The 23,773-nt window shown below is 30.5% G+C and carries 22 protein-coding genes and 1 pseudogene; 20 read left to right on the top strand and 3 right to left on the bottom strand.

Annotation, left to right across the window (positions count from 1 at the left end; genetic code table 11):
* The 4 genes from lrgB (at nt 1) to T473_RS0101535 (ending at nt 5,120) form a co-directional block, all read left to right on the top strand.
* The gene (lrgB, locus tag T473_RS0101550; protein ID WP_029791429.1) at nt 1-690 is read left to right on the top strand and encodes an antiholin-like protein LrgB; all 690 of its coding nucleotides are present in this window, start codon (nt 1-3) and stop codon (nt 688-690) included.
* 229 nt (nt 691-919) lie between these two features.
* A complete protein-coding gene (locus T473_RS0101545) occupies nt 920-2,149 on the top strand; it encodes an MFS transporter (RefSeq protein ID WP_024620322.1) in 1,230 nt (409 codons plus the stop codon).
* Between the two features lie 646 nt (nt 2,150-2,795).
* On the top strand, nt 2,796-3,491 hold the full coding sequence (locus T473_RS0101540) for a metallophosphoesterase (protein WP_024620321.1): 696 nt from the start codon (nt 2,796-2,798) through the stop codon (nt 3,489-3,491).
* 312 nt (nt 3,492-3,803) lie between these two features.
* Entirely contained in the window at nt 3,804-5,120 is a 1,317-nt protein-coding gene (locus T473_RS0101535; RefSeq protein WP_024620320.1) for an APC family permease, read from the top strand.
* Nucleotides 5,121-5,386: 266 nt separating this feature from the next.
* Here the strand turns inward: T473_RS0101535 and T473_RS0101530 are convergent, their stop codons facing one another.
* A complete protein-coding gene (locus tag T473_RS0101530; RefSeq protein ID WP_024620319.1) occupies nt 5,387-6,490 on the bottom strand; it encodes an alpha-hydroxy-acid oxidizing protein in 1,104 nt (367 codons plus the stop codon).
* Nucleotides 6,491-6,813: 323 nt separating this feature from the next.
* Here T473_RS0101530 and T473_RS0101525 point away from each other — a divergent pair, with 323 nt between their 5' ends.
* From T473_RS0101525 to T473_RS0101460, 13 genes are all read left to right on the top strand, one after another.
* Nucleotides 6,814-7,566 carry an ABC transporter ATP-binding protein gene (locus tag T473_RS0101525; protein ID WP_024620318.1) on the top strand — a complete coding sequence of 251 codons (753 nt, stop codon included), beginning with the start codon at nt 6,814-6,816 and terminating at the stop codon, nt 7,564-7,566.
* On the top strand, nt 7,567-9,483 hold the full coding sequence (locus T473_RS0101520; RefSeq protein WP_024620317.1) for an ABC transporter permease: 1,917 nt from the start codon (nt 7,567-7,569) through the stop codon (nt 9,481-9,483).
* Nucleotides 9,484-9,749: 266 nt separating this feature from the next.
* Complete coding sequence (locus tag T473_RS0101515; protein ID WP_024620316.1) at nt 9,750-10,421, top strand: response regulator transcription factor; 672 nt, start codon at nt 9,750-9,752, stop codon at nt 10,419-10,421.
* A 167-nt stretch (nt 10,422-10,588) separates the two neighbouring features.
* Complete coding sequence (locus T473_RS0101510) at nt 10,589-11,431, top strand: sensor histidine kinase (RefSeq protein WP_242825829.1); 843 nt, start codon at nt 10,589-10,591, stop codon at nt 11,429-11,431.
* Between the two features lie 57 nt (nt 11,432-11,488).
* Nucleotides 11,489-11,611, top strand: coding sequence for a hypothetical protein (locus T473_RS18975; protein WP_330369322.1), 123 nt, complete (start codon nt 11,489-11,491; stop codon nt 11,609-11,611).
* A 153-nt stretch (nt 11,612-11,764) separates the two neighbouring features.
* Entirely contained in the window at nt 11,765-12,274 is a 510-nt protein-coding gene (locus T473_RS0101500) for an HDIG domain-containing metalloprotein (RefSeq protein WP_024620314.1), read from the top strand.
* A gap of 164 nt (nt 12,275-12,438) precedes the next feature.
* Nucleotides 12,439-13,074 carry an AzlC family ABC transporter permease gene (locus T473_RS15920; RefSeq protein WP_242825828.1) on the top strand — a complete coding sequence of 212 codons (636 nt, stop codon included), beginning with the start codon at nt 12,439-12,441 and terminating at the stop codon, nt 13,072-13,074.
* A gap of 60 nt (nt 13,075-13,134) precedes the next feature.
* Complete coding sequence (locus T473_RS0101490) at nt 13,135-13,473, top strand: branched-chain amino acid transporter permease (protein ID WP_024620313.1); 339 nt, start codon at nt 13,135-13,137, stop codon at nt 13,471-13,473.
* Nucleotides 13,474-13,644: 171 nt separating this feature from the next.
* Complete coding sequence (locus T473_RS0101485; RefSeq protein ID WP_024620312.1) at nt 13,645-14,676, top strand: XdhC family protein; 1,032 nt, start codon at nt 13,645-13,647, stop codon at nt 14,674-14,676.
* A gap of 300 nt (nt 14,677-14,976) precedes the next feature.
* The gene (locus T473_RS0101480; protein WP_024620311.1) at nt 14,977-15,285 is read left to right on the top strand and encodes a PadR family transcriptional regulator; all 309 of its coding nucleotides are present in this window, start codon (nt 14,977-14,979) and stop codon (nt 15,283-15,285) included.
* A gap of 126 nt (nt 15,286-15,411) precedes the next feature.
* Nucleotides 15,412-15,852 (top strand): DUF2812 domain-containing protein, encoded by a 441-nt coding sequence (locus tag T473_RS15915; RefSeq protein WP_200865868.1) that lies wholly within the window; start codon nt 15,412-15,414, stop codon nt 15,850-15,852.
* Nucleotides 15,853-16,437: 585 nt separating this feature from the next.
* A complete protein-coding gene (gene ygiD / locus T473_RS0101465; RefSeq protein ID WP_024620310.1) occupies nt 16,438-17,205 on the top strand; it encodes a 4,5-DOPA-extradiol-dioxygenase in 768 nt (255 codons plus the stop codon).
* Between the two features lie 115 nt (nt 17,206-17,320).
* Nucleotides 17,321-18,181, top strand: coding sequence for an alpha/beta fold hydrolase (locus T473_RS0101460; RefSeq protein WP_024620309.1), 861 nt, complete (start codon nt 17,321-17,323; stop codon nt 18,179-18,181).
* Between the two features lie 7 nt (nt 18,182-18,188).
* On the opposite strand, the pseudogene T473_RS19940 reads toward T473_RS0101460, so the two are convergent.
* Nucleotides 18,189-18,314, bottom strand: a pseudogene (locus T473_RS19940) (Lrp/AsnC family transcriptional regulator); the annotation flags it as partial.
* Nucleotides 18,315-18,573: 259 nt separating this feature from the next.
* Nucleotides 18,574-18,792, bottom strand: a complete 219-nt coding sequence (locus T473_RS0101455; protein ID WP_024620308.1) for a (2Fe-2S)-binding protein — start codon at nt 18,790-18,792, stop codon at nt 18,574-18,576.
* Nucleotides 18,793-19,095: 303 nt separating this feature from the next.
* On the opposite strand from T473_RS0101455, the gene T473_RS0101450 reads away from it, so the two are divergent.
* From T473_RS0101450 to T473_RS0101440, 3 genes are all read left to right on the top strand, one after another.
* Complete coding sequence (locus T473_RS0101450; protein ID WP_024620307.1) at nt 19,096-21,336, top strand: ATP-binding cassette domain-containing protein; 2,241 nt, start codon at nt 19,096-19,098, stop codon at nt 21,334-21,336.
* A 162-nt stretch (nt 21,337-21,498) separates the two neighbouring features.
* The gene (locus T473_RS0101445) at nt 21,499-22,275 is read left to right on the top strand and encodes an SDR family NAD(P)-dependent oxidoreductase (protein ID WP_024620306.1); all 777 of its coding nucleotides are present in this window, start codon (nt 21,499-21,501) and stop codon (nt 22,273-22,275) included.
* A 512-nt stretch (nt 22,276-22,787) separates the two neighbouring features.
* Nucleotides 22,788-23,690, top strand: a complete 903-nt coding sequence (locus T473_RS0101440; protein ID WP_024620305.1) for a DUF2935 domain-containing protein — start codon at nt 22,788-22,790, stop codon at nt 23,688-23,690.
* Nucleotides 23,691-23,773: the final 83 nt, after the last annotated feature.

Genomic DNA, 23,773 nt, shown 5'->3' with positions numbered 1-23,773 from the left:
ATGAGCACAATGACTCCGTTTTTCGGTATCTTAATTACATTAATTTCTTTTTCAATTGGAAAGTCTTTATTTAAAAAAACAAACGGATTTTTTTTATTCGCACCTTTGTTCGTAGGAATGGTACTTGGAATTATATTTTTAAAGACAACTGGTTTTAGTTTCGATGACTACAACCAAGGTGGAAAGTTAGTTAGTTTCTTCTTAGAGCCTGCAACAGCTTGTTTTGCAATTCCTCTATATAAAAGAAGAGATGTTCTAAAAAAATATTTCACGCAAATTATGAGTGGAATAACATTTGGAACAGTAGCAGCTATTATGGGAATTTATTTTGTAGCAACAACCTTCCAATTAGGACCACAAATAATAGCTTCTATGCTTCCTCAAGCAGCTACAACAGCAATTGCAATGCCTGTATCGACTTCTATTGGAGGAGTTGCTGAAATAACTTCTCTAGCATGTATTTTAAATGCTGTAATTATATACGCTTTAGGGAAAAAGATGTTGAAGCTTTGCCGTATAACTGATCCGATTGCTAGAGGTTTAGCTCTAGGAACAAGTGGACACTCTCTCGGAGCAGCCGTAGCTAACGAGATGGGTAGTATAGAGGCTTCAATGGCAAGTATTGCATTAGTTATTGTAGGTGTTATAGTTGTAATCGTTGTTCCGATTGTAAGTACATTCATATTATAAAAAATCAATATAGCTCTAGACTATATATAGTCTAGAGCTATATTGATTTTTATAATATGATTAGATGTAAAAATAAGGTAATCATTATAACGAAATATTGAGGGAGAGTAGATTAATGTAATTGTTGTATAATTTATGTTGCAAATAATTATTATTTAAAGCATACTATTCTATAGTGTAATTATATAATTAAATATATCGAATAAGTGAAAGGATAATATGGTTCAATATGGGACATAAATTAGAAAAATGGAAAAAAGAATTCTTGATTCTTTGGTCTGGACAAGCAGTATCGATTTTAACCAGTGCAATTATTCAGATGGCAATTATTTGGTATTTAATAGATAAAACAGGATCGGCGGCTGTTTTAACATTTGCAACTTTGATTGGATATTTGCCTCAAGCAATTATTGGAACATTTGCAGGAGTATTCATAGATAGATATAACCGAAAGAAGATTATGATTATTTCAGATGCGTCAATAGCTATTTTAACATTCTCTCTTGTTATAGTAGGTTCATTTGGAGATATACCAGTGTGGTTTATTATGTTAGTTTTATTTGGCAGGTCTATAGGATCGGCTTTCCACAATCCTTCTTTACATGCGATAACACCGCTAATTGTGCCTAAAGATAATTTAACTAAATACGCTGGATATTCACAGGGATTTACATCGATGTCGTATTTAATAAGTCCGGCTATTGCAGCGCTTTTATACAGCATGTGGGATCTTCATATTATAGTATTTTTGGATATAATTGGAGCCGCTTTTGCAATTGTAATGTTATTATTTATAAAGATTCCTGATATCAGAAAAAGTGAATCAGAACAAAAGACAGGATATTTTAGCGAATTTAAAGAGGGCGTAAATGTATTGAGGAAAAAGCATGGAATGATGACCTTAGTTGTAGTAGATGCAATTTATGCAATTATTTACTTTCCTATGGGGAATTTATATCCATTAATTACTATGACGTATTTCAAAGGAAATTTCTTTGATTCAAGTGTAGTTGAAATTGTATTTTCATTAGGTTCATTCTTGGGATCTTTCTTATTGGGAGTAATAGGAAGTAAGATTAATAAATCGAAGTCTTTAGGAAGATCTATTGTAGTGTACGGAATTGGACTTTTAATCATAGGAATGCTTCCTTCAAGTGGATTTAAGATATTTGCAGTGATTTCAGGGATAATGGGAGCTTCTGTACCGTTTTTCACAGGTGTAAAGACATCTATATTCCAAATGAAGTTTGAGTCCGAGTATTTAGGAAGAGTTTTATCTCTAACATCTAGTATAACAATGTTCGCTATGCCAATAGGTTTGGTTCTAGCAGGAGCGTTTGCTGAGGTTATAGGGGTAGAGCGTTGGTTCTTTATTTCTGGAGTAGCGACGATGTTTATAGCTGTAATTACAATGTTCGCACCTAGTCTTAGAAATTGTGCTGATGAAGATATAGATTAGATTAATTTAAATAGACATATTTAAGAGAGGCTATCGCGAAGTATGATATGCTTTCCTAGGTTAACAGATAATATAATATAAATCTGTTAACCTAGGGAAACAGATTGTTTTCAAGGTAGCCTCTTAATACTTTATAAGTATAAAAAGTAAACTTCTATCAAACAATAAGATACTAATAAATATATTAGTCAAAGATCCAAAAGGCGTCAGAAGATATAAAAAAGATATTAGAAATTATTAAAGAACTTTAAATGTAAATAGTGAATGTAAATACTAAAGAGTCACTTTATTGAGCACTCTTATTTTTTTGTTTTTACTTACTTTAGAATTTATGAATTAACCTTATGAGAGAATAAATTTAGTTAATGATCATTTTAATTGCTTATTTTCTATAAACTTTCTTAGGATGATCTTTTGTGAATAATTCAGAAAAATGTGGATAACTTTAAATTGTTGAAATTTAACTAATATTATGATGAGAAATAATTTTTATAATTATCAAAAATATGAAGCTTTATTTATTAGATACATATAATTAACTAATATAAGCAATAAATTATACACTAAATAAAGAAAAATAAATAGCCGATTATAAGGTCGGTACTGGATATATACTAACTATACTTTGTAAATGGGGGATATAATTATGATCTACTTAATAAGTGATATTCATGGCGACTATAAGAGATTTCAAAGGATGCTTAAGAAAATTAAATTTGGTGTGGATGATAGACTTTATATCATAGGTGATATTATCGGCAGAGGAACTGAAAATTTAGATATGCTTGAGTTTTGCATGAATGAATCAAATATATATTTGATTAAAGGAGACCACGAACTTTTTTTGCAGCTCTACCTTGAAAATTCAAGTATAGATATTAGTAATTGGAAGCAGTGGGATGGTCAAAATACTATAAACGAAATTCAAAATATCACAGATAAAGAGAAAAAGATGTACTTAAATTATTTAAAAGAGTTGCCTTTTTATATAGAGATATGTGAATTCGAAACAAAATATATACTTACTCATTCAGGGTATAATGCAGATATCGATCCAATTATAAATGGCTATGGCAAAGTAGACACAAAACTTACGATAGAAAAATCAGTAAATCAAGATGAGTGTGATTATCTGGGATCTAGAGATATTCATTACATTCCTGCGGGTATAAAATTTGATAGGTATATTATTGTTGGACACCATACTACTATAAAATATGGAGAAGACAAAATTATGAAAAATAAGCGATATATGAATATAAACTGCGGAAATAGCATTAGGGAGAGCGGTGGAAAATTAAGCTGTATTTGCCTAGATACAATGCAGGAATGGTACGTATAGAGATAATAAATTAGTTAAATATTAGTGAATATTAAGAATTTTTATTACACATTTTCCACAATATTATTTTCAATAAATACTTAACAATATTTATCTTTAAGTGGTTGATTATTCTAGAATATATACTATAATAGATCTTGTCGTGTTTTTAGTATAAAATTTAAAATATTTCTGCTAAGAGCAGACAAAATGTAATTATATTTGGTTCATTATATCTTCAAATCAAAAAAATATAAGATTTTATAAAGACACAGTTATTGAATCAAAATTAAGCAATAGAGTTTAAAATCAAAAAAATATTTGGAGGAATTGATGGGCGATCAACTTAAGAAGACTTTGGGACTACCGATAGCATTATCAATAGTTGTTGGTATGGTTATAGGTTCAGGTGTGTTTTTTAAACCACAAGCAGTTTATGAGCTGACTGGAGGAGCACCTGGATTAGGTATTATAGCGTGGATATTGGGTGGTTTAATAACAATAGCAGCAGGTCTTACAGCTGCAGAGATATCAACTGCAATACCGAAAACTGGGGGTATGATGGTATACCTCGATGAAATTTATGGAGAGAAATTAGGATTTTTGGCAGGATGGGCACAGACAGTGCTTTATTTTCCAGGGGCATCTGCAGCTCTAGCAGTTGTTTTCTCTCAACAAGTAATAGAATTTATAGGTAAAGATCCTAACAATATGTTATATACACTACCTATTGCTGTAGGGGTTATTGTATTTATAGCAATGTTAAATAATATAGGGTCTGAATTTGGTGGAAAAATACAAACAGTTTCTACAATTTGTAAGTTAGTGCCATTATTTGTAATTATAATATTCGGATTTAGCAAAGGTCAGAGTTCAGAGATATTTACTCCGATGGTAGGAGAAGGCAAAACAGTTTCAGGTGTTTTAGGAAACGTATTATTAGCGATATTATTTGCGTACGACGGCTGGATAAATGTTGGTTCTATAGCAGGAGAAATGAAAAATCCAGGTAAAGATTTACCTAAGGCAATAGTAGGTGGATTATCTATAGTAATGTCAGTTTATATTATAATAAATATAGCGTATTTATGGGTATTACCAGCGAGTGAGCTTGCACAAGCCGTATCTCCGGGTGCATTAGTAGCGACAGAATTATTCGGTCCTATAGGTGGCAAAATAGTAAGTATAGGTATAATGATATCAGTGTTTGGAACATTAAATGGATTTATATTAACAGGACCTAGAGTACCTTATGCTTTGGCTGTTAAAGGATTTCTTCCGGGAAGTAAGTATTTGTCAAAAGTCAACAAGGGTGGATCACCGTATTTTGCTACTTGGTTAATAGCTATAATTGCTTGTATATATGCCACGTCGGGACAATTTAATTTATTAACGGATTTATCAATATTTGCAGTATGGATATTTTATGTATTTACTTTTATCGGAGTTATAAAGCTGAGAAAAGATAGACCGGATATGGAAAGACCATATAAAGTTCCATTGTATCCTATAATACCGTTAATAGCTATAGCGAGCGGATTATTTGTTATTATAAATCAATTAATAACGGCAACAGTTTTAGCAGCGGGATGTATATTCTTAACATTACTTGGATTACCAATATACATTTCGATGAAGAAAAAGTTATAATATATAAATCTCTGTGTTTTTATAAAAATTATATTTACAATTTTAGGTGGTAGAACGAACCAGAAAAACGTACTCTATATAAATATAAAAAGTATTAAGAAAATAAAAGTTGATTTCTATATTACATAGGAGTCAACTTTTTTAGATTATATTAATTTGTATAGCAAAGTGTGCTTGACTAAAAAGATGTAATAAATTAGATTTTAGGGGAATGGTTAAAAGAACGTAACGAAATAACTAAGATCGTTACGCCCTTTTTAATTTACTTAACAGCTACATCTATTAGTAACTATCTTAGCTTTCTGTATATCCCTTACAGTTTTACAGCCTGTAAGCTGCATTGCTATCCAAAGCTCGTAATTGATATGATCAAATACCGATTTGACTCCTTCCCAGCCACCAAGAGCTAATCCGTAGTAGACAGGTCTACATAAACCAACAATATCAGCACCAGAAGCTATAGCTTTAAATACATGCTGACCTCTTCTAACCCCGCTATCAAATATAACAGGGACTTTTTTATTTACAGCTTCAGCTATTGATTCCAGTACATCAAAAGAAGCAGGAGCGCCTTCAAGTTGTCTTCCACCATGATTTGAAACCCATATCGCTGATGCACCATGTGATATAGCTATCAGTGCGTCTTCGGGTGCTTGTATACCTTTAACAATTACAGGCAATTTTGTATAAGCTGCTACTTTTCTTATAATAGAAGGTTTTATTTTGCGTAGTGTGTCAGATAATAGATCTTCTACTGACATACCTTCAGCTTGAACATATCCTTCTATATTTGGCATGGTAAGTGGAAATGTGAAGTCGTTTCTTTTATCAGCTTCCCTATTACCGCTTACAGTTGAATCAAGTGTTAGGACAATGGCCTTTGCGCCAGCTTCTATTGCACTATCTAAAAGATGTTTATTGAAATCTTGATTATTAGTCAAATAGATTTGGAACCATTGAGGTGAACCACCGCCTGCTATTTGAACTTCCTTGAAAGTTTTATTGGCAAAAGTGCTTACAGTCATTATTGTACCAGATGCAGAAACTCCACGCGCTGTACCTTCATCGGCTGTTTCATGTGCTAATCCTTGAGCTGCTCCAGGGCTCATGATCAGTGGAGTATCAATGTTGATTCCAAGAATTTTGGTTTTTAATATAGGGTTTTCTACTCCAGTCATTACCCTAGGAACAATTCCTTTATGATTAAATGATTTTGTATTTTGGATTAGGGTCCATTCATCGCCAGCTCCTCCTGCTATGTAGTCAAATGCACCTTTAGGTATTACGGCAGATGCTCTTATAGGTAAGTCGTCGATATCTACAATTTCTATGGGCCCTTCCAGTTGGCTTGCTTGATAATTATCGCTCATATAATAATTCTCCTTTATCTAATTTGTTAGTTACTATACCATGAATAAAAATTATAAAGTTTACATTTTAGTTCAAGTTGTATGATATATTATATGAATGATTTAGAATATATTATAACTTATGAAACATTTGTGAAGTATTTTAATGTAGTTTAAAGGGGTAGAACCACATCAATTTCTAAATGATGTGGTTTGTTTTGTTATGTTACAAAAGTGTAATATTGGAGCATGAAAAGTAACCTTAATCGCAGGATTAAATATAATAAAAATATTAAAATATAAGTATATTAGTAATTCAATAAATAAAATTTGGAGGAATATTTATGAAGGAGATACTTAGAGTAAAAGATGTTTCAAAAGACTACGGTTTAAAAGGATTTAAAACTAATGTACTTAAAAATATATCAATTACAGTCCATGAAGGAGATTTTATATCAATAATGGGACCTTCTGGTGCTGGCAAGACAACATTACTTAACCTAATGTCGACACTTGATAAGGCTACATCGGGAGAAATATTACTGGATGGTATAGATATAGACAAAGTGAAAAACAAAGATCTTTCAAAACTAAGGAGAGATAAGATAGGTTTTATATTTCAAGATTATAATCTATTAGATAATATGACGCTAATGAATAATATAGCCCTTCCCCTAGCACTGGGCAAGAAAAGAAGCAAAGAAATAGAGGATAGGGTGGTTGAAATTGCTAAAAAATTTGGACTTGTAGATCACTTAGACAAGTATCCTTATCAATTATCGGGTGGCCAGAAGCAAAGAGGAGCAGCGGCAAGGTCTTTAATCACAAATCCATCTGTTATATTTGCAGATGAACCTACTGGTGCACTGGATTCTAGATCTGCATATGAGCTACTAGATTCACTAGAGAAGGTGAATAAAGAAAACAATGCAACTATAATAATGATCACACATGACCCTCTAACTGCAAGTTACTCAAATGAAGTTTACATGATTAGCGATGGAAATATAAAGTGTAAACTTAACAAAGGTGAAAGTAGAAAAGAATTCTATGGAAAAATCATGGAGTTGCTTTCTTCTATGGGAGGTGGACTTTAATTGAGTGTATTTAGTATTGCATTTAATAATTTTAGAAGCAACATAAGAACATATGCAGCCTTTTTTATTTCTATGGTATTTTCTGTAGTAGTACTTATAAACTTTGAAATTTTAAAGAATAGCGAAACAATAAAATTTTTACAAGGAGAAAATAAAAAATTTACTGAGGCGGTTCTTATATCTGTAATAGTGATTTTATCGGTGTTTTTGATATTCTTTATTTGGTATGCTACAAATGTATTTTTTAAAAACAGAGTGAAAGAGATTGGTATATTGTCGTTTATGGGACTCGATCTGTTTACAATAGGCAAAATATACTTTGTCGAAAATATGCTTATAGGAGTGAGTTCTTTTATATCTGGTTTAGCAATAGGGGTAATGTCTTCTAGATTTTTTCAAGTTATTATTGTTAAAATTTCTGGATTTGATATAGATGTATCAAGCAAATTTGGACTAAATGCTTTAGTATCATCTGCAGTACTTTTTTTATCAATATTTTTAATAATGACTTTAAAGGGCTTTATAACAATTTGTAGAAGCAGTGTTATAAGTCTTATGAATATGGCAAAACAAGAAGAAAAGATACCAAAAGTAGGTCTTTTACTGTATATAATGGCAATTGTTTCATTAATGATAATTGGTTATGGATATTACCTATCATTTGATATAAGGTCTGGAAATATAGGTAAAATAGTACCAATAATCATCATTATATGTATCGGCACATATGGATTATTTAAGTCGGTTATTCCAGTTGTTTTTAGCGTATTGATGAAAAATAAGAAGATACTGTTTAATGGTGAAAATATAATTTCTATAAGCAATATAAACTACAGGCTCAGTAAAAACTATAAGACCTATGCCGTAATCTCTATAATAATTACAGCGACTATATCCACTTTAGGATCTGCTGTAGCTATAAAAAATATACAAGAAAATGCGGCAGTTCAAAGAAACATATATACTATTAGTGCGGTGTCTAGTGATAAAAATGTTGTAGATAAATATAGACTTGAAAATATAATTAGACAAACCGATGATATTAAATATTCAGTAAACCCAGAAATGACTATTATAGAAAAAAAGAATAATAAATATTTAGGCGATATTGGCAATATATTTATGAACTATAGAGATTTTGTAAAGATATTAAAAGATAATGGAAATGAAGAAGCGATTAAAGAGTTGGGGCCAAAGTATGTAAATGGAAAAAATATAATTCAGTTAAAAAGCCCTCAAATGATAGGTTCAGTAGCAGAAAAAGTTAAAACAGTGAATGTTGATGGTTTTACATATAAGATATCAGAGGGAGAAGTAAAGACTCCAGTTTTAGGTACCGGTTTTAGCTATGAGATTTATATTGTAAACAATAGTGAATACCAAAAACTAAGGGAGAAAGGGAAGCAATTATATTTCTATGGAGCAAAAGTAGATAATGAAAAAAATAGTCAGGCTATGTTTAACAATCTTGAAAAAGATTTAAAAACAAAAAATATCTTCTCTGTTCAAAATGGCTATAAGGCACAAGATGAAAGCCAATGGATGAAATTTGCATATGCGGTATTAGTATTCCTATTTATAGTATTTATAATGGTTGCAGGAAGTATAATATATATGAAAATATACAATGACGCGTATGAAGATAGAGATAAATATGACATTTTGATTAAAGTGGGAGCTAGTAAGGGAGAAATAAAGAAGAGTATTGTAAAAGAAGTATCCTTATTTTACTCTTTACCGATAATAAGCGCTGCAATTTCTAGCTATTTTGCACTTAGATTAGTCGGAGATATACTAATTACCCTTGAAAACGTATTTAGTATATATATTTTGAGTTTAGTTGTATGTTTTGTAATTTTCCTAATATATGGGGTAGTTTCGGTAAGCAAATTTAAAAGAATTATCGGGATAAAGTAATTTAAATATTAATAATGGTAAGTATAACTAAGGCGAAATTGTATATGAAAGCAAGTGTGCCATGTAGTTACACAGTTACATTGCCATTATTTTTTATTTATATAAAAGTTATATAAACAAAATAAGTTAATTTAAAGGTTTATTTTATATAAGAATTATATAAATAAAATTAATTATTAAGCAAATATAGTTATATAATGTACTTATAAATTATTTTAAAATATAGGATTAATTAAAGATAAAATATTAGAGTAAGGAGGTTGTGTATGAAAGAGATTTTATTAGTAGAAGATGATATTGCTTTGGCAAAAGAAATTTCTATAGCTCTAGAAAAATGGGGATTTAATGTTAGTTTAATAGATAACTTTGAAATGATTTTAGAAGAATTCGTTAAAAAGATGTCTCATGTAGTTATTATGGATATCAATTTACCTTTATACAATGGATTTTATTGGTGTGAAAAAATACGAAAAATATCAAATGTACCTATAATATTTTTATCATCAAGAGACTCAGATATGGATTTAATTATGGGAATAAATAATGGTGGAGATGACTACATAACAAAGCCTTTTTCAATAGATGTTCTTGTTACAAAAATAAATGGAATAATACGTAGAGCTTATAATTACAGTGATCTGAGTAATTTTATCTACTATGATGACATAATTTTCGATATTGAAAAGGGAACTGTAAATTATAAAGAAAAAAATATAGATCTTACGAAAAATGAAATTAAAATACTAACCCTACTTCTAAAAAATAAAAATAAAATAGTATCGAGAGAGAGTCTTATGATGTCTCTGTGGGATAACGATGAGTTTGTTACAGATAACGCTCTTACTGTCAATATAAACAGATTGAGAGTAAAGTTTAAAGATTTCGGATTTGATGACTTTATAAAAACTAAAAAGAGGATGGGGTATATAATCAAATGAACATAATACAATATTTAAAATATAAGATAAATTATATTGCCCTTGTTTTTATTTTAATCGCAATAATAGATATATATCTTATTTCTCTACGTTCACTCGAAAATAGTTACATTGAGCTTGTTTATATCAATATGTTCGTACAAGTAATTGCAATTGGGTTTTTCACTATGGATTATTTAAGATGGAAGTCTAAGTACAGTAATATTTTTAACTGCATAGAAGAAGGAAGTTGTGTTGAAGGATATTTAATAAATGGGGATTCTTTTGAAGAAGAATTAATTAAGGAAATAATAAAGAATTTGAAGAAAGAGAGTGAAATTGAATTAAGCAAGTATAAAAATGCAACAAAAGATCTAGACGAATACATATCAAAGTGGATTCATGAAATAAAGATTCCAATATCCGCATTAAATATTATTACTGATAGACTAGATAGTCCAGAAGACAGTATAAGTATAAAAAATGAAACAGAAAAAATGAATTTTCTAGTGAACTCGATTTTATATGGTAGCAGAAGTACAAATTTGTTTGATGATGTATTTATAAATAAAGTAGATTTAGAGGATTTGGTCAAAAAATCTGTTAAGAACAATGCTTTTTTATTAATAAAAAACAATTTGGATGTGGATTTAAAGGATTTGAACTATGAAGTATACACGGATATGAAGTGTATTTTGTATATTTTTGATCAAATAATAAATAATGCAATAAAGTATTCAAAAGAAAGAGGAAAGATAGAGTTCAATGCAAAATCCGAAGAAAATTGTGTGGTATTGTCTATCAAAGACTATGGTATTGGAATAAGTAAAGAAGATGTAAGTAGAGTGTTCGATAAGGGATTTACTGGATCAAATGGCAGAGAGCGAGTTTATAAATCCACTGGTATGGGACTTTACTTTTCTAAAAATATAATGGACAAATTAGGGCATAAAGTGGAAGTTAGCTCAGAGAAAAATGTATATACGGAGTTTAGGATATTTTTTTATAATATCTCAGATCATTTTGTTTAATATGTGTGGACAGTTGAACCAACTGGCAATCTGGACAGCAATACAGGTGTCGAAATTATGAAACTATTAAGAGAAATTAACGAGGAAAATAATAAAACGATTATTATGGTAACACATTCTATTAAGTCAGCTCAATACAGCAGTAGAATAATAAATGTAAAAGACGGTGAAATATTGTAAACGGTGGGCTATCCTTTAGTGATTTCAATTGATACTTAAGTTTAACTTGATTTTACTATTTATAATAAGTAAAATAAATAGTTAATAGAAAAATAGTGCAAAGAAACAGTAGGTGCTATTTTTGAATTTTGAGGATCAGCTAGGAGAACTATTATGATGTCAAAGAGAGTTAGACAATTTTATATAAATGTAACAGATAAAATGAGCAAATCAGATATAGAGTATGTAAAAGATAGATTAGGCGATAACGAAGGAAATTTATTTTTTAAGCTGTTAAAATCAGAACAAAAACACAGTGTAAGAATAGCTAGAGAGATTGAAGCAATTATTGAGAATAGCGATGTAGATGATGAAGAAATAACTTACAATAAAGATAAGCTTATAAAAATCGCACTTCTGCATGATGTAGGGAAGGCTAAAAAAAAGTTAAACGTAATCGACAAATCTATAATAGTTATATTAGCAAAAATTACAGATCATAAAATTAAGAATGTAAAGTTTTCCAAAAAAGTTCAGTGTTATTACAATCACAGTGAGTACAGTTATGAAATTCTAAAAGACATTGTAAACGATGAGAGAATGCTTTATATAATAAGAAATCATCATAGTGATGTGGATGATAAAATGATTAATTTTTTTCAAATAATAGATGATAAAAACTAAATTGCTTAATAACAAACGAATCAATTGCAGTAAATTGGTTTTTGACAAAATAGATATTCACAATGGCTAGATTTGTATACCATACAATTATTTTATTGTATGGTGTTTTTTATATGATAATATGAAATTATTAACCAAAAATCGCATTAAAAGGGGGATACAGTTTGAAAACATTTCGTTTTGCTGTAAAACAAATTATACCTTTGCTATTTTCGTATCTATTTGTTGGAATTGCATTTGGGATTCTAATAAATGAAGCTGGCTATTCAGTTTTGTGGTCGTTTCTAGCAGGTGTATTTATTTATGCAGGATCTATGCAAATAGTAATGGTTTCGCTAATGACATCTGGAGTATCGCTGTTTATGATTGCAGTAATGACGTTTTTTATCAATGCAAGACATATTTTCTATGGAATAGGATTTGTTGAAAAATTTAAAAAAATGGGCTGGAAATATCCGTACATGGCTCTAACACTAACAGATGAAACATATTCTGTTTTGTGTTCATTGAAGTATCCTGAAGATGTAGATGAGCAAAAAGTAGATTTCTATATTGCTTCTATGTGCCATTTTTTATGGATTTTTAGTTGTACAATTGGTGCTTTGTTTGGAAAGATGTTGCCATTTGATTTGTCGGGAATTGAATTCTCTGCGACTGCTCTTTTCGTTACAGTCTGTGTAAATCAATGGCGTCAGTTTGAATCACATATTCCTACTATAGCTGGTTTTGTAAGTGCGATAGTATTTCTAATTTTATTTGGTCCAGATAACTTTATTCTACCAGCCTATCTGTTAGCTTGATAGTGTTAGTCGTTATGAAAGATAGAATAAGCATAATGATGAAGATGGGAGGAGTAGAACATGGAAATTAAATTCTTTTCTGCTGTGGCAACGCTTATTGTAGTTTCATTGGTAACTGGTCTTACTCGAGCTATGCCATATCTTATATTTGGTGGAAAAAAAGAAATACCGTCTACCGTTCGCTATCTTGGCACAGTACTGCCTGCATCGATTATGATTATTTTAGTAGTCTACTGTTTGAGAAATATTGATATAACCTCTTTTCCTTTTGGTCTCGCTGAACTAATTTCTGTAGCACTTGTGGTTGTATTACAAGTGACTAAAAAGAACACAATTCTAAGTATATTGTTTGGAACGGCGTGTTATATGATCCTGATTCGAACAGTATTTCCATTATAGTATGTTAAATTTTTTTTAATCAAAACTAAAATCACATTATTTTTAAAATAATGTGTTAAAATGATTGTCATATTTAAGCGATAGTGTTATCTTAAAAGTATTGTAATTGTACTTAATTGTATTAATCATAAGGAAAGATGACTAATATATAAGATAGGGGTGTCGAAAACAATGATAGAGTATTATAGACAGGTTAAAGAAATAGATAAAAATAAAGCTGTAATTAACGCTGTAATTTTAGACGGAGAATTTGAGGGAGAAAAGGCATTATGGAGCGACGAAGAATATAAGTATAAAAGTAAGGATTTAGAAATATGGGAAAAGTTAGAGTCTGATATAAAAGACTTAAAAAAAGCACAGAGTTTTGATATAGATGGTTGTAGAGTATTTTGTGAAGTTACAAATGGGCAAAATCATCTTATAATTTGCGGTGCAGGTCATATATCTATACCTCTTATAAAAATTGGTAAAATGATAGGATTCTACGTAACTGTAATAGATGATAGATCTAAATTTACAAATAATGTACTTAAGACTACAGACGCAGACAGAGTTATATGTGATAACTTTATGTCAGCACTTGACAGTGTTGAAGACAATATAAACAACTACTACGTAATAGTAACAAGAGGTCATAAGTACGACCAGGATTGCCTGACAAAAGTACTAAGAAGACCTAATTCATATATTGGGATGATAGGGAGTAAGTTGAGAGTTAAAAAGGTGAAAAGATTAGTTATCGAGCAGGGTTTTGAGCCTGGGGAACTAGATAATATATACTCTCCGATTGGTCTGAGAATAGGTGCAGAGACTCCAGAGGAGATTTCTATTTCTATAATGTCTGAAATAATACAGGTTAAAAGCAAGGGAAATAGCAACAGCGGTATAAATAAAGAGTTACTGAATGCAATTTTATCCGAAGATGATTTAAAAATGAAAATGGCAATGGTAACTATAATAAGTAGAAGAGGTTCGGCACCTAGAAATGTGGGATCGAAGATGCTTGTATTCGAAGATGGATCTTTCCTTGGCAGTATCGGTGGAGGTTGTGCGGAGTCAGAAGTATTCCATGATGCTCTAAACTGTATTAGAAAACAGCAGTGTTTAGTAAAAGAAGTTGACATGACAGGAAATTCTTATGAAGATGAAGGAATGGTTTGTGGTGGATTTATTAAAGTGTTTATCGATCCTATAAAGATGTAATATAGATAAATTATAGGTAGATTTATTCGATAAACCATGATTATATAAAGTTAGATCAGAAAAGTATTTAAATTTCTGATCTAACTTTTTTTATATGAAAAATAAATACTCATAAAAATATTAAAACTACTTTGACAAGAAAAAGTAAAAATAATAACAAAATATATTGACATATACAGTAAGACTTTATATAATCTAATTATAAAGTTAAACGATATAGTTTTACGATATAGCCAAACGATATAGTCTGGCTATACAATTTAACTAGGTTAAGATAACTTAATACAGGAGGTGGATATAATGAAAAGGGATAAAAATTTACCATTAACTGAAACGATATACTACATTCTTTTGGCACTGCTAGAGCCAGCACATGGATATTTAATTATGCAAAAGATAGAAGATCTTAGTGATGGAGATGTTAGGATGGCAGCAGGAACACTATATGGTGCAATTGAAAATTTACTAAAATTAAAATATATTGAACCTGTTCCAAGTGAAGACAAACGTAGAAAGGTTTATGTGATTACAGAAAAGGGTAAAGCAATTTTAAAACTTGATCTCAAGAGAATAAAACATATGGTTGATGTATCAGAGGAGTTAATATAATCTGAGATTTATATAGATAGAGATAAAAAATTAAAGAATCTGTGATAAATAAAATAGTTACTAAGAGGGGGTAGATATTAAAATGAAAAAGTTCAAATGTTTTTTTGACATAGATAACGAAGAAAATTGGCTAAAAGCGGATACTTATTTACTGGTAAAAAAATCGCATATTATTTTGAGAAATCTGAGCCTTCAAATACAAATATAAAAATTGACTGTAGAACTTTTAAGAAGAGAGGAGATTTTGAGAGCTATTGTACTATGTTTGAAGATTTTGGTTGGAAATTTATATCAGGTGGGAAATATTCCAATATACAATATTTCAAAAAGATAGATGGAGATATTGACGATGATATATTTTCAGATACTACATCAAAATCTTTAAGGTATAAGAGATTATCGGAGTTTTGGGGATTATTGGCTATATGCTATTCACCTTTATTTGTTTCATTAGTTTTGACTGGTGCTTTAGATTCTAGTATTTTTACAAATCCTAAGAGCTTATACCTTACCCCTGAATTGTGGGAAAGAGTAGGAGATGAATTTTGGAGTGCATTTTGGTTTTAGACACCGTGGGCAATTATGAGGGGAGTATTTGACTTATTTTATCCAGTCGCAATTATACTTTTCTTAGTATTACATATTAAAGCAAAAAGAGAATACAAAAAGACTAGTGACAGGTAATTATAAATTAGGAGGATTCAATAAAGATTAATTGGGATTAAAAAATTGCTGATGAGACGATTGTGTTGGGTGACTTATTAAATAAGAGTATATTAAATAAAGAGTACTTTTCAAAAGTTGAATCAGAAAAACCAAAAAATCGCTTAAATGAGATTTAATCTAGTGAGGCATCTAAGTTGGTTAAGGAAATGCTAGAAGATATTGAAGCAATCCTTGTTGTCGTTGATTCTAAGTCACTAATTAGCGGAATAGATAATAATTAAATTTACCCAAGTCAAGTTGTTTTGATACAACTAGATTGGGGTAATTTTAATTATAAGAACAATTAGGATTCCTAAGTCGTTTTTATGATGCAAATTATGATTAAATTAAAACAATAAAATATGAATGAAAAAGATAAAATAAAAAATGTATAATTGAACAACTAATAATAGAAATTAAAGGATTTTAAAAGAAGGGATGATATAAATGAGTCAAGATAGAATGCCAATGATATTTGTTGGACATGGATCACCAATGAACGCAATTGAAGACAACAAGTATACCAGAGGGTGGAGGGAAATTGCTAAAAAACTGCCGAAACCAAAGGCTATACTTGCTATTTCTGCGCATTGGTATACTAAGGGTACAAGAATTCAAGATGAGGAATACCCAAAGATGATATACGATATGTATGGGTTTCCAAAAGAATTATATGAAGTAGTTTACCCAGCTAGAGGTTGTGTAGATTGTGCGGAGAATACTATAAGACTGCTAAAAAATTCAGTAGAAGTAGATAACTCTTGGGGGCTCGATCATGGAACTTGGTCTGTACTTACTAGAATGTATCCTGGAGCAAATATCCCAGTATATCAAATGAGTGTAGATGGATATGCAAGTAGTAGGGAGCATTATGAAATAGGCAAAAACTTAAAAGATTTACGAAATCAAGGAGTACTTATATTTGCAAGTGGAGATGTAGTACATAATTTAAGTAAATTGAGTTATATTGATGAAGGTTTTACATGGGCAGAAGATTTTGATCTATATATAAAGGATTCAATTCTAAACCGAAATTTCGAAAATGTAGTTGAGTTTGAAAAACATGAATTGTCTAAGTTAGCAGTGCCTACACCTGAGCATTTTTATCCACTTCTTTACACTTTAGGAGCCTACGATGATAACGATGACATAGAAGTATTTAATGAAGGATGTTTGTCGGGAAGTTTGTCTATGACTAGCTATTTATTTAAATAATGATATCTTTGTCTTCAAATAAAAATATGTTTCATAAGCAATTTTATGAAGAAAAAAACGATACTTGGTAAAATGTTTAGTAAATTATATTTGATAATGTAGAGGAGGTATAAATATGAGCGTAAAACAAGAACTTGAAAAATTTAATATTAAATATCCATTACAAACACAAAAAGTTAATGGAGAAGATTTTACATTTCGTTATCATGAAAATGGAGATACAACACTTGTTTTGTTAACTGGAGGAATTGGAAAATCGGATTTGTTTTATAGTCATTTTGAAGCATTTTCAAAATATTATTCAGTAGTGACATTTGATTATCACAACGAATTTTCTACAAATAATGAACTTGCCGATGCAATTGTGATATTACTAAAACAAATAGGAGTAAGTAATGTATATTTAGTGGGACAATCTTATGGTGGGTTATTGGCACAAATAATTGTTAAAAGACACCCGAAAATGATTCAAGGCTTAGTATTATCCAATACAGGATCGCTATCTAAAAATATGAATCAAGAGGGAAGAGATTGCATGCTCAATATGGTAAATAGTATGAAAAAAACTGTAAATTTGCTGAAATTTCTTCCTATGGGATTATTAAAACCGGTCATGTGCAAAAATATAGCTAAGAAAGTTGCCGCTGGTAGTGAAAAAGAGAAAGAATACATGAACGGAATTACAGAGTGTATGCTTTCTCTGTTAACAAAAAAACATGAGGTATATATGTGTAATTTAATGTGCGACTTAACTGACAATTGGGATATGACTTCTGAGGATTTCCAATATTTAAAAGGAAGAGTGTTGCTAATATTGTCTGAAGATGATATTACTTTTAATGATGGGGTGAAGGAGTCGCTTATAGATATTATGCCAGATCCTACAGTACATACAGATATCAGTGGAGGGCATCTAGCGCTTTTTCTAAAGATAGAGGATTATGTAGAGATAGTAAAAGATTTTATGGGAAATTAATGGTGATTTAGCTGTCAATTTGTACAGTATATTTTTTTATAATCCCAGCTTGCTCAATCTTTTTTACTCTTTCAGATACAGCAGGAACAGATAGATTAACCTGTTTACTTAACTCAGACGCTGAGGGTCGGCTATTTCTTTTAAGGGTTTAGATTATTTTAAAATCAATCTCATCCATATATATACCTCCTTAAATGGTTTTAAGTTATTTTAACTAAAACATTAAAAAAAGTAAATGATTTTATAAAAAAACGTAAAATTTAATGTAATATATATGATAAACAATAAAATTTAATTTAAAACAGACTTGTTTGTATAGTAAGCTAAAGAATTTAAAGAAATATAGGAATGAAAAAATAATAATATAACAAGGATGTTAAAAGATAATTCTTTTAAACATCCCTTGTTAGTTCATTAAAAACCCTTACAATGTCTTTATAGCAGCAAGTCTTTTTTGGGTTGTTCACAGCACAGTTGCTGTTAAGCATAGCACCAGTCATTTTTATTACAGAATTTACTGAATCAGCTCCATTTTGAATGGCGTTGTATATATCTTCTCTAGTTACATTATTACAGTAACAAATTTTTTCATGTCTATTATTTATACCCAACTTATTCACTTCCCTATAATTTAAATTCTAGCTGTATTTATATTTACTTATGATTTAATAATAGAAATTATATATAAGTATGTCAATGCTCTTATCGATTTTTGTATGGTAATATATAGAAAGTTATGGAAAATAAATACAACAAAGTTTATTTAAAAGGATAAAAATCTAAGTAATTCGACTTTCTTTGCGATAATATCAATAATGTATTGATTTATTTTTCTGTTCTGATAAAATTTAATTCCTGGTACTGTTGTATATCTAATATCTAACGTAATAGCTAAAAAATAATTGGAGGTTTTTATGCAGGATGAATTTATAGTTTTAAAAGGATGTAGGGAGAATAATTTAAAGAATGTATCACTTAAAGTCCCAAAGAGAAAAATAACTATTTTTACAGGAGTTTCTGGTTCTGGAAAATCTTCAATCGTATTTGAAACAATAGGAAAAGAAGCTGGACGTCAATTAAATGAAACATTCAGTGCTTTTGTGCGAAAATTCTTGACCAATTATGGAGAGGTCAAAGCTGATTCAATAGAAAACTTATCGACACCGATTATTATCGATCAAAAAAGGCTCGGTGGAAATTCAAGATCTACACTAGGAACTATCTCAGATATAAATCCACTTTTAAGAACTTTGTTTTCTAGGGTTGGGGAGCCTCACATCAAACAACCTCATAGATTTTCATTCAATGATCTAAGCGGTATGTGCCCTGAGTGTGAAGGTTTGGGGAGAAAAAAGGAAGTAAAGTTGGAAGCTATACTTGATAAAAATAAATCTTTAAATGAAGGAGCAATTTTACTTCAAAATTTCAATGTTGGATCTTGGTATTGGAAGATATTTGCAGACTCTGGATTTTTTGATAGCGACAAGAAGATTAATGATTACTCAGAAGAAGAATTAGAAAAATTCCTTTATGGAGTACCAGAAAAACTTAAAAAAAGTAAGGATATGGGAGTTGCTTTCACTTATGAAGGATTGATCTTAAAGTTCAACAGACTGTACTTAAAAAGAGATGATGAACAGAGTGAAAAGGCGAAAAAAAAATTAAGCAGTTTAATGACAGAGAGTGAGTGCTCATTATGTCAGGGAGCTAGACTAAACCAAGTGTCTCTAAATTGTAAAATTCAAGGTAGAAATATAGCAGATATGACAGCTTTACAAATAGACGAACTTTTAGACGTCTTAGATAAGGTTAAAGATGAAGGTATTAAACCAATTTTAGATAGTCTTAAAGAGAAGTTAAGTAATATAGTTGATATAGGTCTAGGATATTTATCGCTGGATAGACAGAGTTCTACTTTATCTGGAGGAGAAGCTCAGAGAATAAAAATGGTTCGCCATTTAAATAGTAGTCTGACTGACCTTATGTATATATTTGATGAGCCTAGCATAGGCCTTCATCCAAGAGATGTGTACAGATTAAATAATTTACTTATCAAACTAAGAGATAAAGGAAACACAGTTATAATTGTAGAGCATGATCCAGATGTCATCAAAATAGCAGACCATGTTGTAGATGTAGGACCCCATGCCGGAAGAAATGGTGGAGAGATAATGTTTGAAGGAAGTTATAAAGAGCTTCTTAAATCAGACACACTAACAGGAAGAGCTTTAAATAAAGCACTTTCTATAAAAAAAGAAGTAAGAAAGCAAAATGGATGGTTGGTAGTCAAAAATGCAAATTTAAATAATCTTAAAAATGTATCTGTAAGTATCCCAAAAGGAGTTTTAACAGTAGTTACGGGAGTAGCTGGATCAGGAAAGAGCAGTTTGATAAAAGGGGAACTTATCAAACAGAACCCAGATATTGTACTGGTAGATCAAAGTGCAGTATTTGCTACATCGAGATCGAATTTAGCGACTTATAGTGGGATGATGGACGAAATAAGGAAAGTTTTTGCAAAAGAAAACAATGTTTCAGCATCGCTATTTAGCTACAATTCAGAAGGCGCTTGTGAAAGCTGTAAAGGAACTGGAGTTATTGAAACAGAGATTTCATTTATGGAGAACACAAAAGTTGTATGTGATGACTGTGAAGGAAAGAGATTTAAAGGTGAAGTTCTTGAATATAAATTAAATAGAAAATCCATTATAGAAGTCTTAGAGATGACGGTAAGTGAAGCTATTTCGTTCTTTAGAGAAAAGAAAATAGATAAAATATTAGCAGGTCTTGAAGAGATGGGAATAGGATATTTAACGCTTGGGCAGCCTCTAGATACATTATCTGGTGGTGAGTGCCAAAGATTGAAGCTTGCTAATGAACTCCATAAGAAGAGCAACGTATACGTTATGGACGAGCCTTCAACAGGACTTCATATGTCTGATATAGAAAATTTTGTTGGGATTGTGGAAAATATAATTGATAATGGAAATACAGTTATTATAATTGAGCACAATATAGATATTATAAAGCAGGCTGATTGGATTATTGATATAGGTCCAGAAGGTGGAAGTAAGGGTGGAGAAGTTCTTTTTGAAGGAGCTCCACAAGATTTAATTGAGAGTGAGAAATCTCTTACGTCAAAGTATATTAAATAATAATTTATAGCTTTTCTGGGAAGATGATTTAAACAAATATTTTTTTTAGATTATCTTCTAAGAAGGCTTTTTTATTGTTTATTATTATAAAAAATCTTTTGAAACTATAAAATAAGGGTATATATCAGAATAACAAATAATATTTTGAAGGGTGGTTTTCGAATGAGTTTATTCGATTTTAATAATAGAGTAGTAGTAATAGCAGGAGCATCAAGTGGATTAGGAGCAGACGCAGCAAGAGCATTTGCAGAGCATGGCGCGAGCGTGGCAATACTGGCTAGAAGAAAAGATAGATTAGATGAATTAGCAGAGGAAATAAACGCTAAAGACGGAGGAAGAGTATTTGCAGTTAAAGCTGACGTAACAGATGAAGAAAGCGTGAAAAAAGCCGTTGATACAATAGTTGAACACTATGGAAAGATCGACATATTGTTCAATAATGCTGGAGTAGCAGTTGGTGGTAGCGTTGAAACTCTTAGTGATGATGATTGGGATAAAGCGATAAACGTAAATCTTAAAGGAATTATACACATGAGTAAACATGTTCTACCAGTAATGAAAAATAATAAGTACGGAAGAATTATAAATACAGCATCAATAAATGCTATATTAGCGGATAAACCAGAAGCATTGTGGAGACATTCATACAATACTACTAAAGCGGGAGTAATTGGCCTAACAAAAGGTATGGCGGCATCGTATACACAATATGGAATTACAGTGAATGCTGTTTGCCCTGGACTATTTGAATCAGAAATGACAAAAGATACACTATTTAAGGCTCAAGATTTCTTGAATATGTACAATGCCTTAACACCTGCAGGTAGACCAGCAGCTAGAGGAGAATTAAATGGACCATTGTTATTCTTTGCTTCAGAAGGTGCTTCATATGTAAGTGGACAGTATCTACTAGTTGATGGTGGATTTTCAATAGTATAAAAGCTTATATTAAATATTAAATTAATAGAAAACCAGAAGCATTGTAAATGCCTTTGGTTTTTTTTATAGACTTATACACCATGATAAACGATTTATAAAAAAGTTAATGTTTATATATTATAAAGGAGCGATACTTAAGGCTATGCTGCACTACAGATGCGGTATAGCTTTATTGTATTTAATAGAGAATCTATCCTTTCTATAGTCATAGATCAATATATTTAATCATATATAATCTTATGAGAAAGAAAGGATATTTTTATGATCAGTGAAGAAAGGTACACTGCATTGTCCCTATGATTACATTTATTTTTTCCACTCTTATAAGATATTATCTGAAAAAGTAAGATTTAGAGACTTTGAAGAAGCTGGAGTAAAGGGAATCAATGAATGTAAAACACGTTCTATAATTCAATTCTACCTGCAGATCATGTATTGCGTGAAGCAAATCACTATATAAGATCATTAAAATAATTAATTAATATAAATTTAAAACAAAAAGGAGATTAACCATGATTAGTGATCAAAAATATGCAATTTTATCTTTAGAACTTCATTTATACTTTGGACGAATAATGAAAGAACACTCACTTTTTTTAGAAGCAGGATTTACACCCAAAAATGCTGAATACTCCAAAATAGCAGAGAATTATAAACAGCAATTTGAAGCGTTGTTACTACATGCTGTCCAGCTAAGCAATGGCATTGTAAGTAGAGAATCTCTTTCTTCAGGAGAGTTGTTTACAAACTATACACTTGGAAGTGAAGAAAAAACAGAAAATTTCACAGGAATACCAATAAATACAAATATTACTATTATGGAAGTAAAATTGCAAGGTGGAACTAATCCACAAGTAACACCACAGTTATTGCAAAATATAATGCAGCTCAATTTAAATGCAAGAATGTTGATAGATGGTTTAATTAATTTTAAAATTATGGTGTTAAATGATGTACTATCTTGCAATATCTTTACAGTAAACTATCCTTTGCTAATCGATCATATCTTACGTGAAGCTCAAATGTACAGTACTCTTTTAATGAAATTAGAAAATAGAGAAGATATAAACACAGATACAAAGGAGATGGAGCTTTTCTGGGATCAGATAATGATGGAGCATGCTTTGTTTATAAGAGGATTACTCGATCCAACAGAAAATGATTTAATCAATACTGCTAATGATTATGCAATGCAATTTAATGACTTAATAAATGAGGCGAGGGAGGCTAGTGATGCAACTTTACCTAGCATTACAGATGAGACGTTAGAAGAGACTATGAAGTATAGAGATTTTAAGGAAGCGGGCACAAAGGGTATAGCGGAGTGCAAAATAAGATCGATTATACTACCATTATTAGCCGATCACGTATTACGTGAAGCGAATCATTATATTAGACTATTAAATGAAAAATAATATTAAAAATTGATATTGCAATACACCATTCATAATTTATTCATAAATATTGTTTAGTATAGACACAAGAATAAATATAAAGG

The organism is Clostridioides mangenotii TR, from assembly GCF_000498755.1.
GTDB classification, from domain to species: Bacteria; Bacillota; Clostridia; order Peptostreptococcales; family Peptostreptococcaceae; genus Metaclostridioides; species Metaclostridioides mangenotii_A.
The sequence above is the reverse complement of the archived record's forward strand: the minus strand, read 5'-3'. Positions and strand labels throughout refer to the sequence as shown.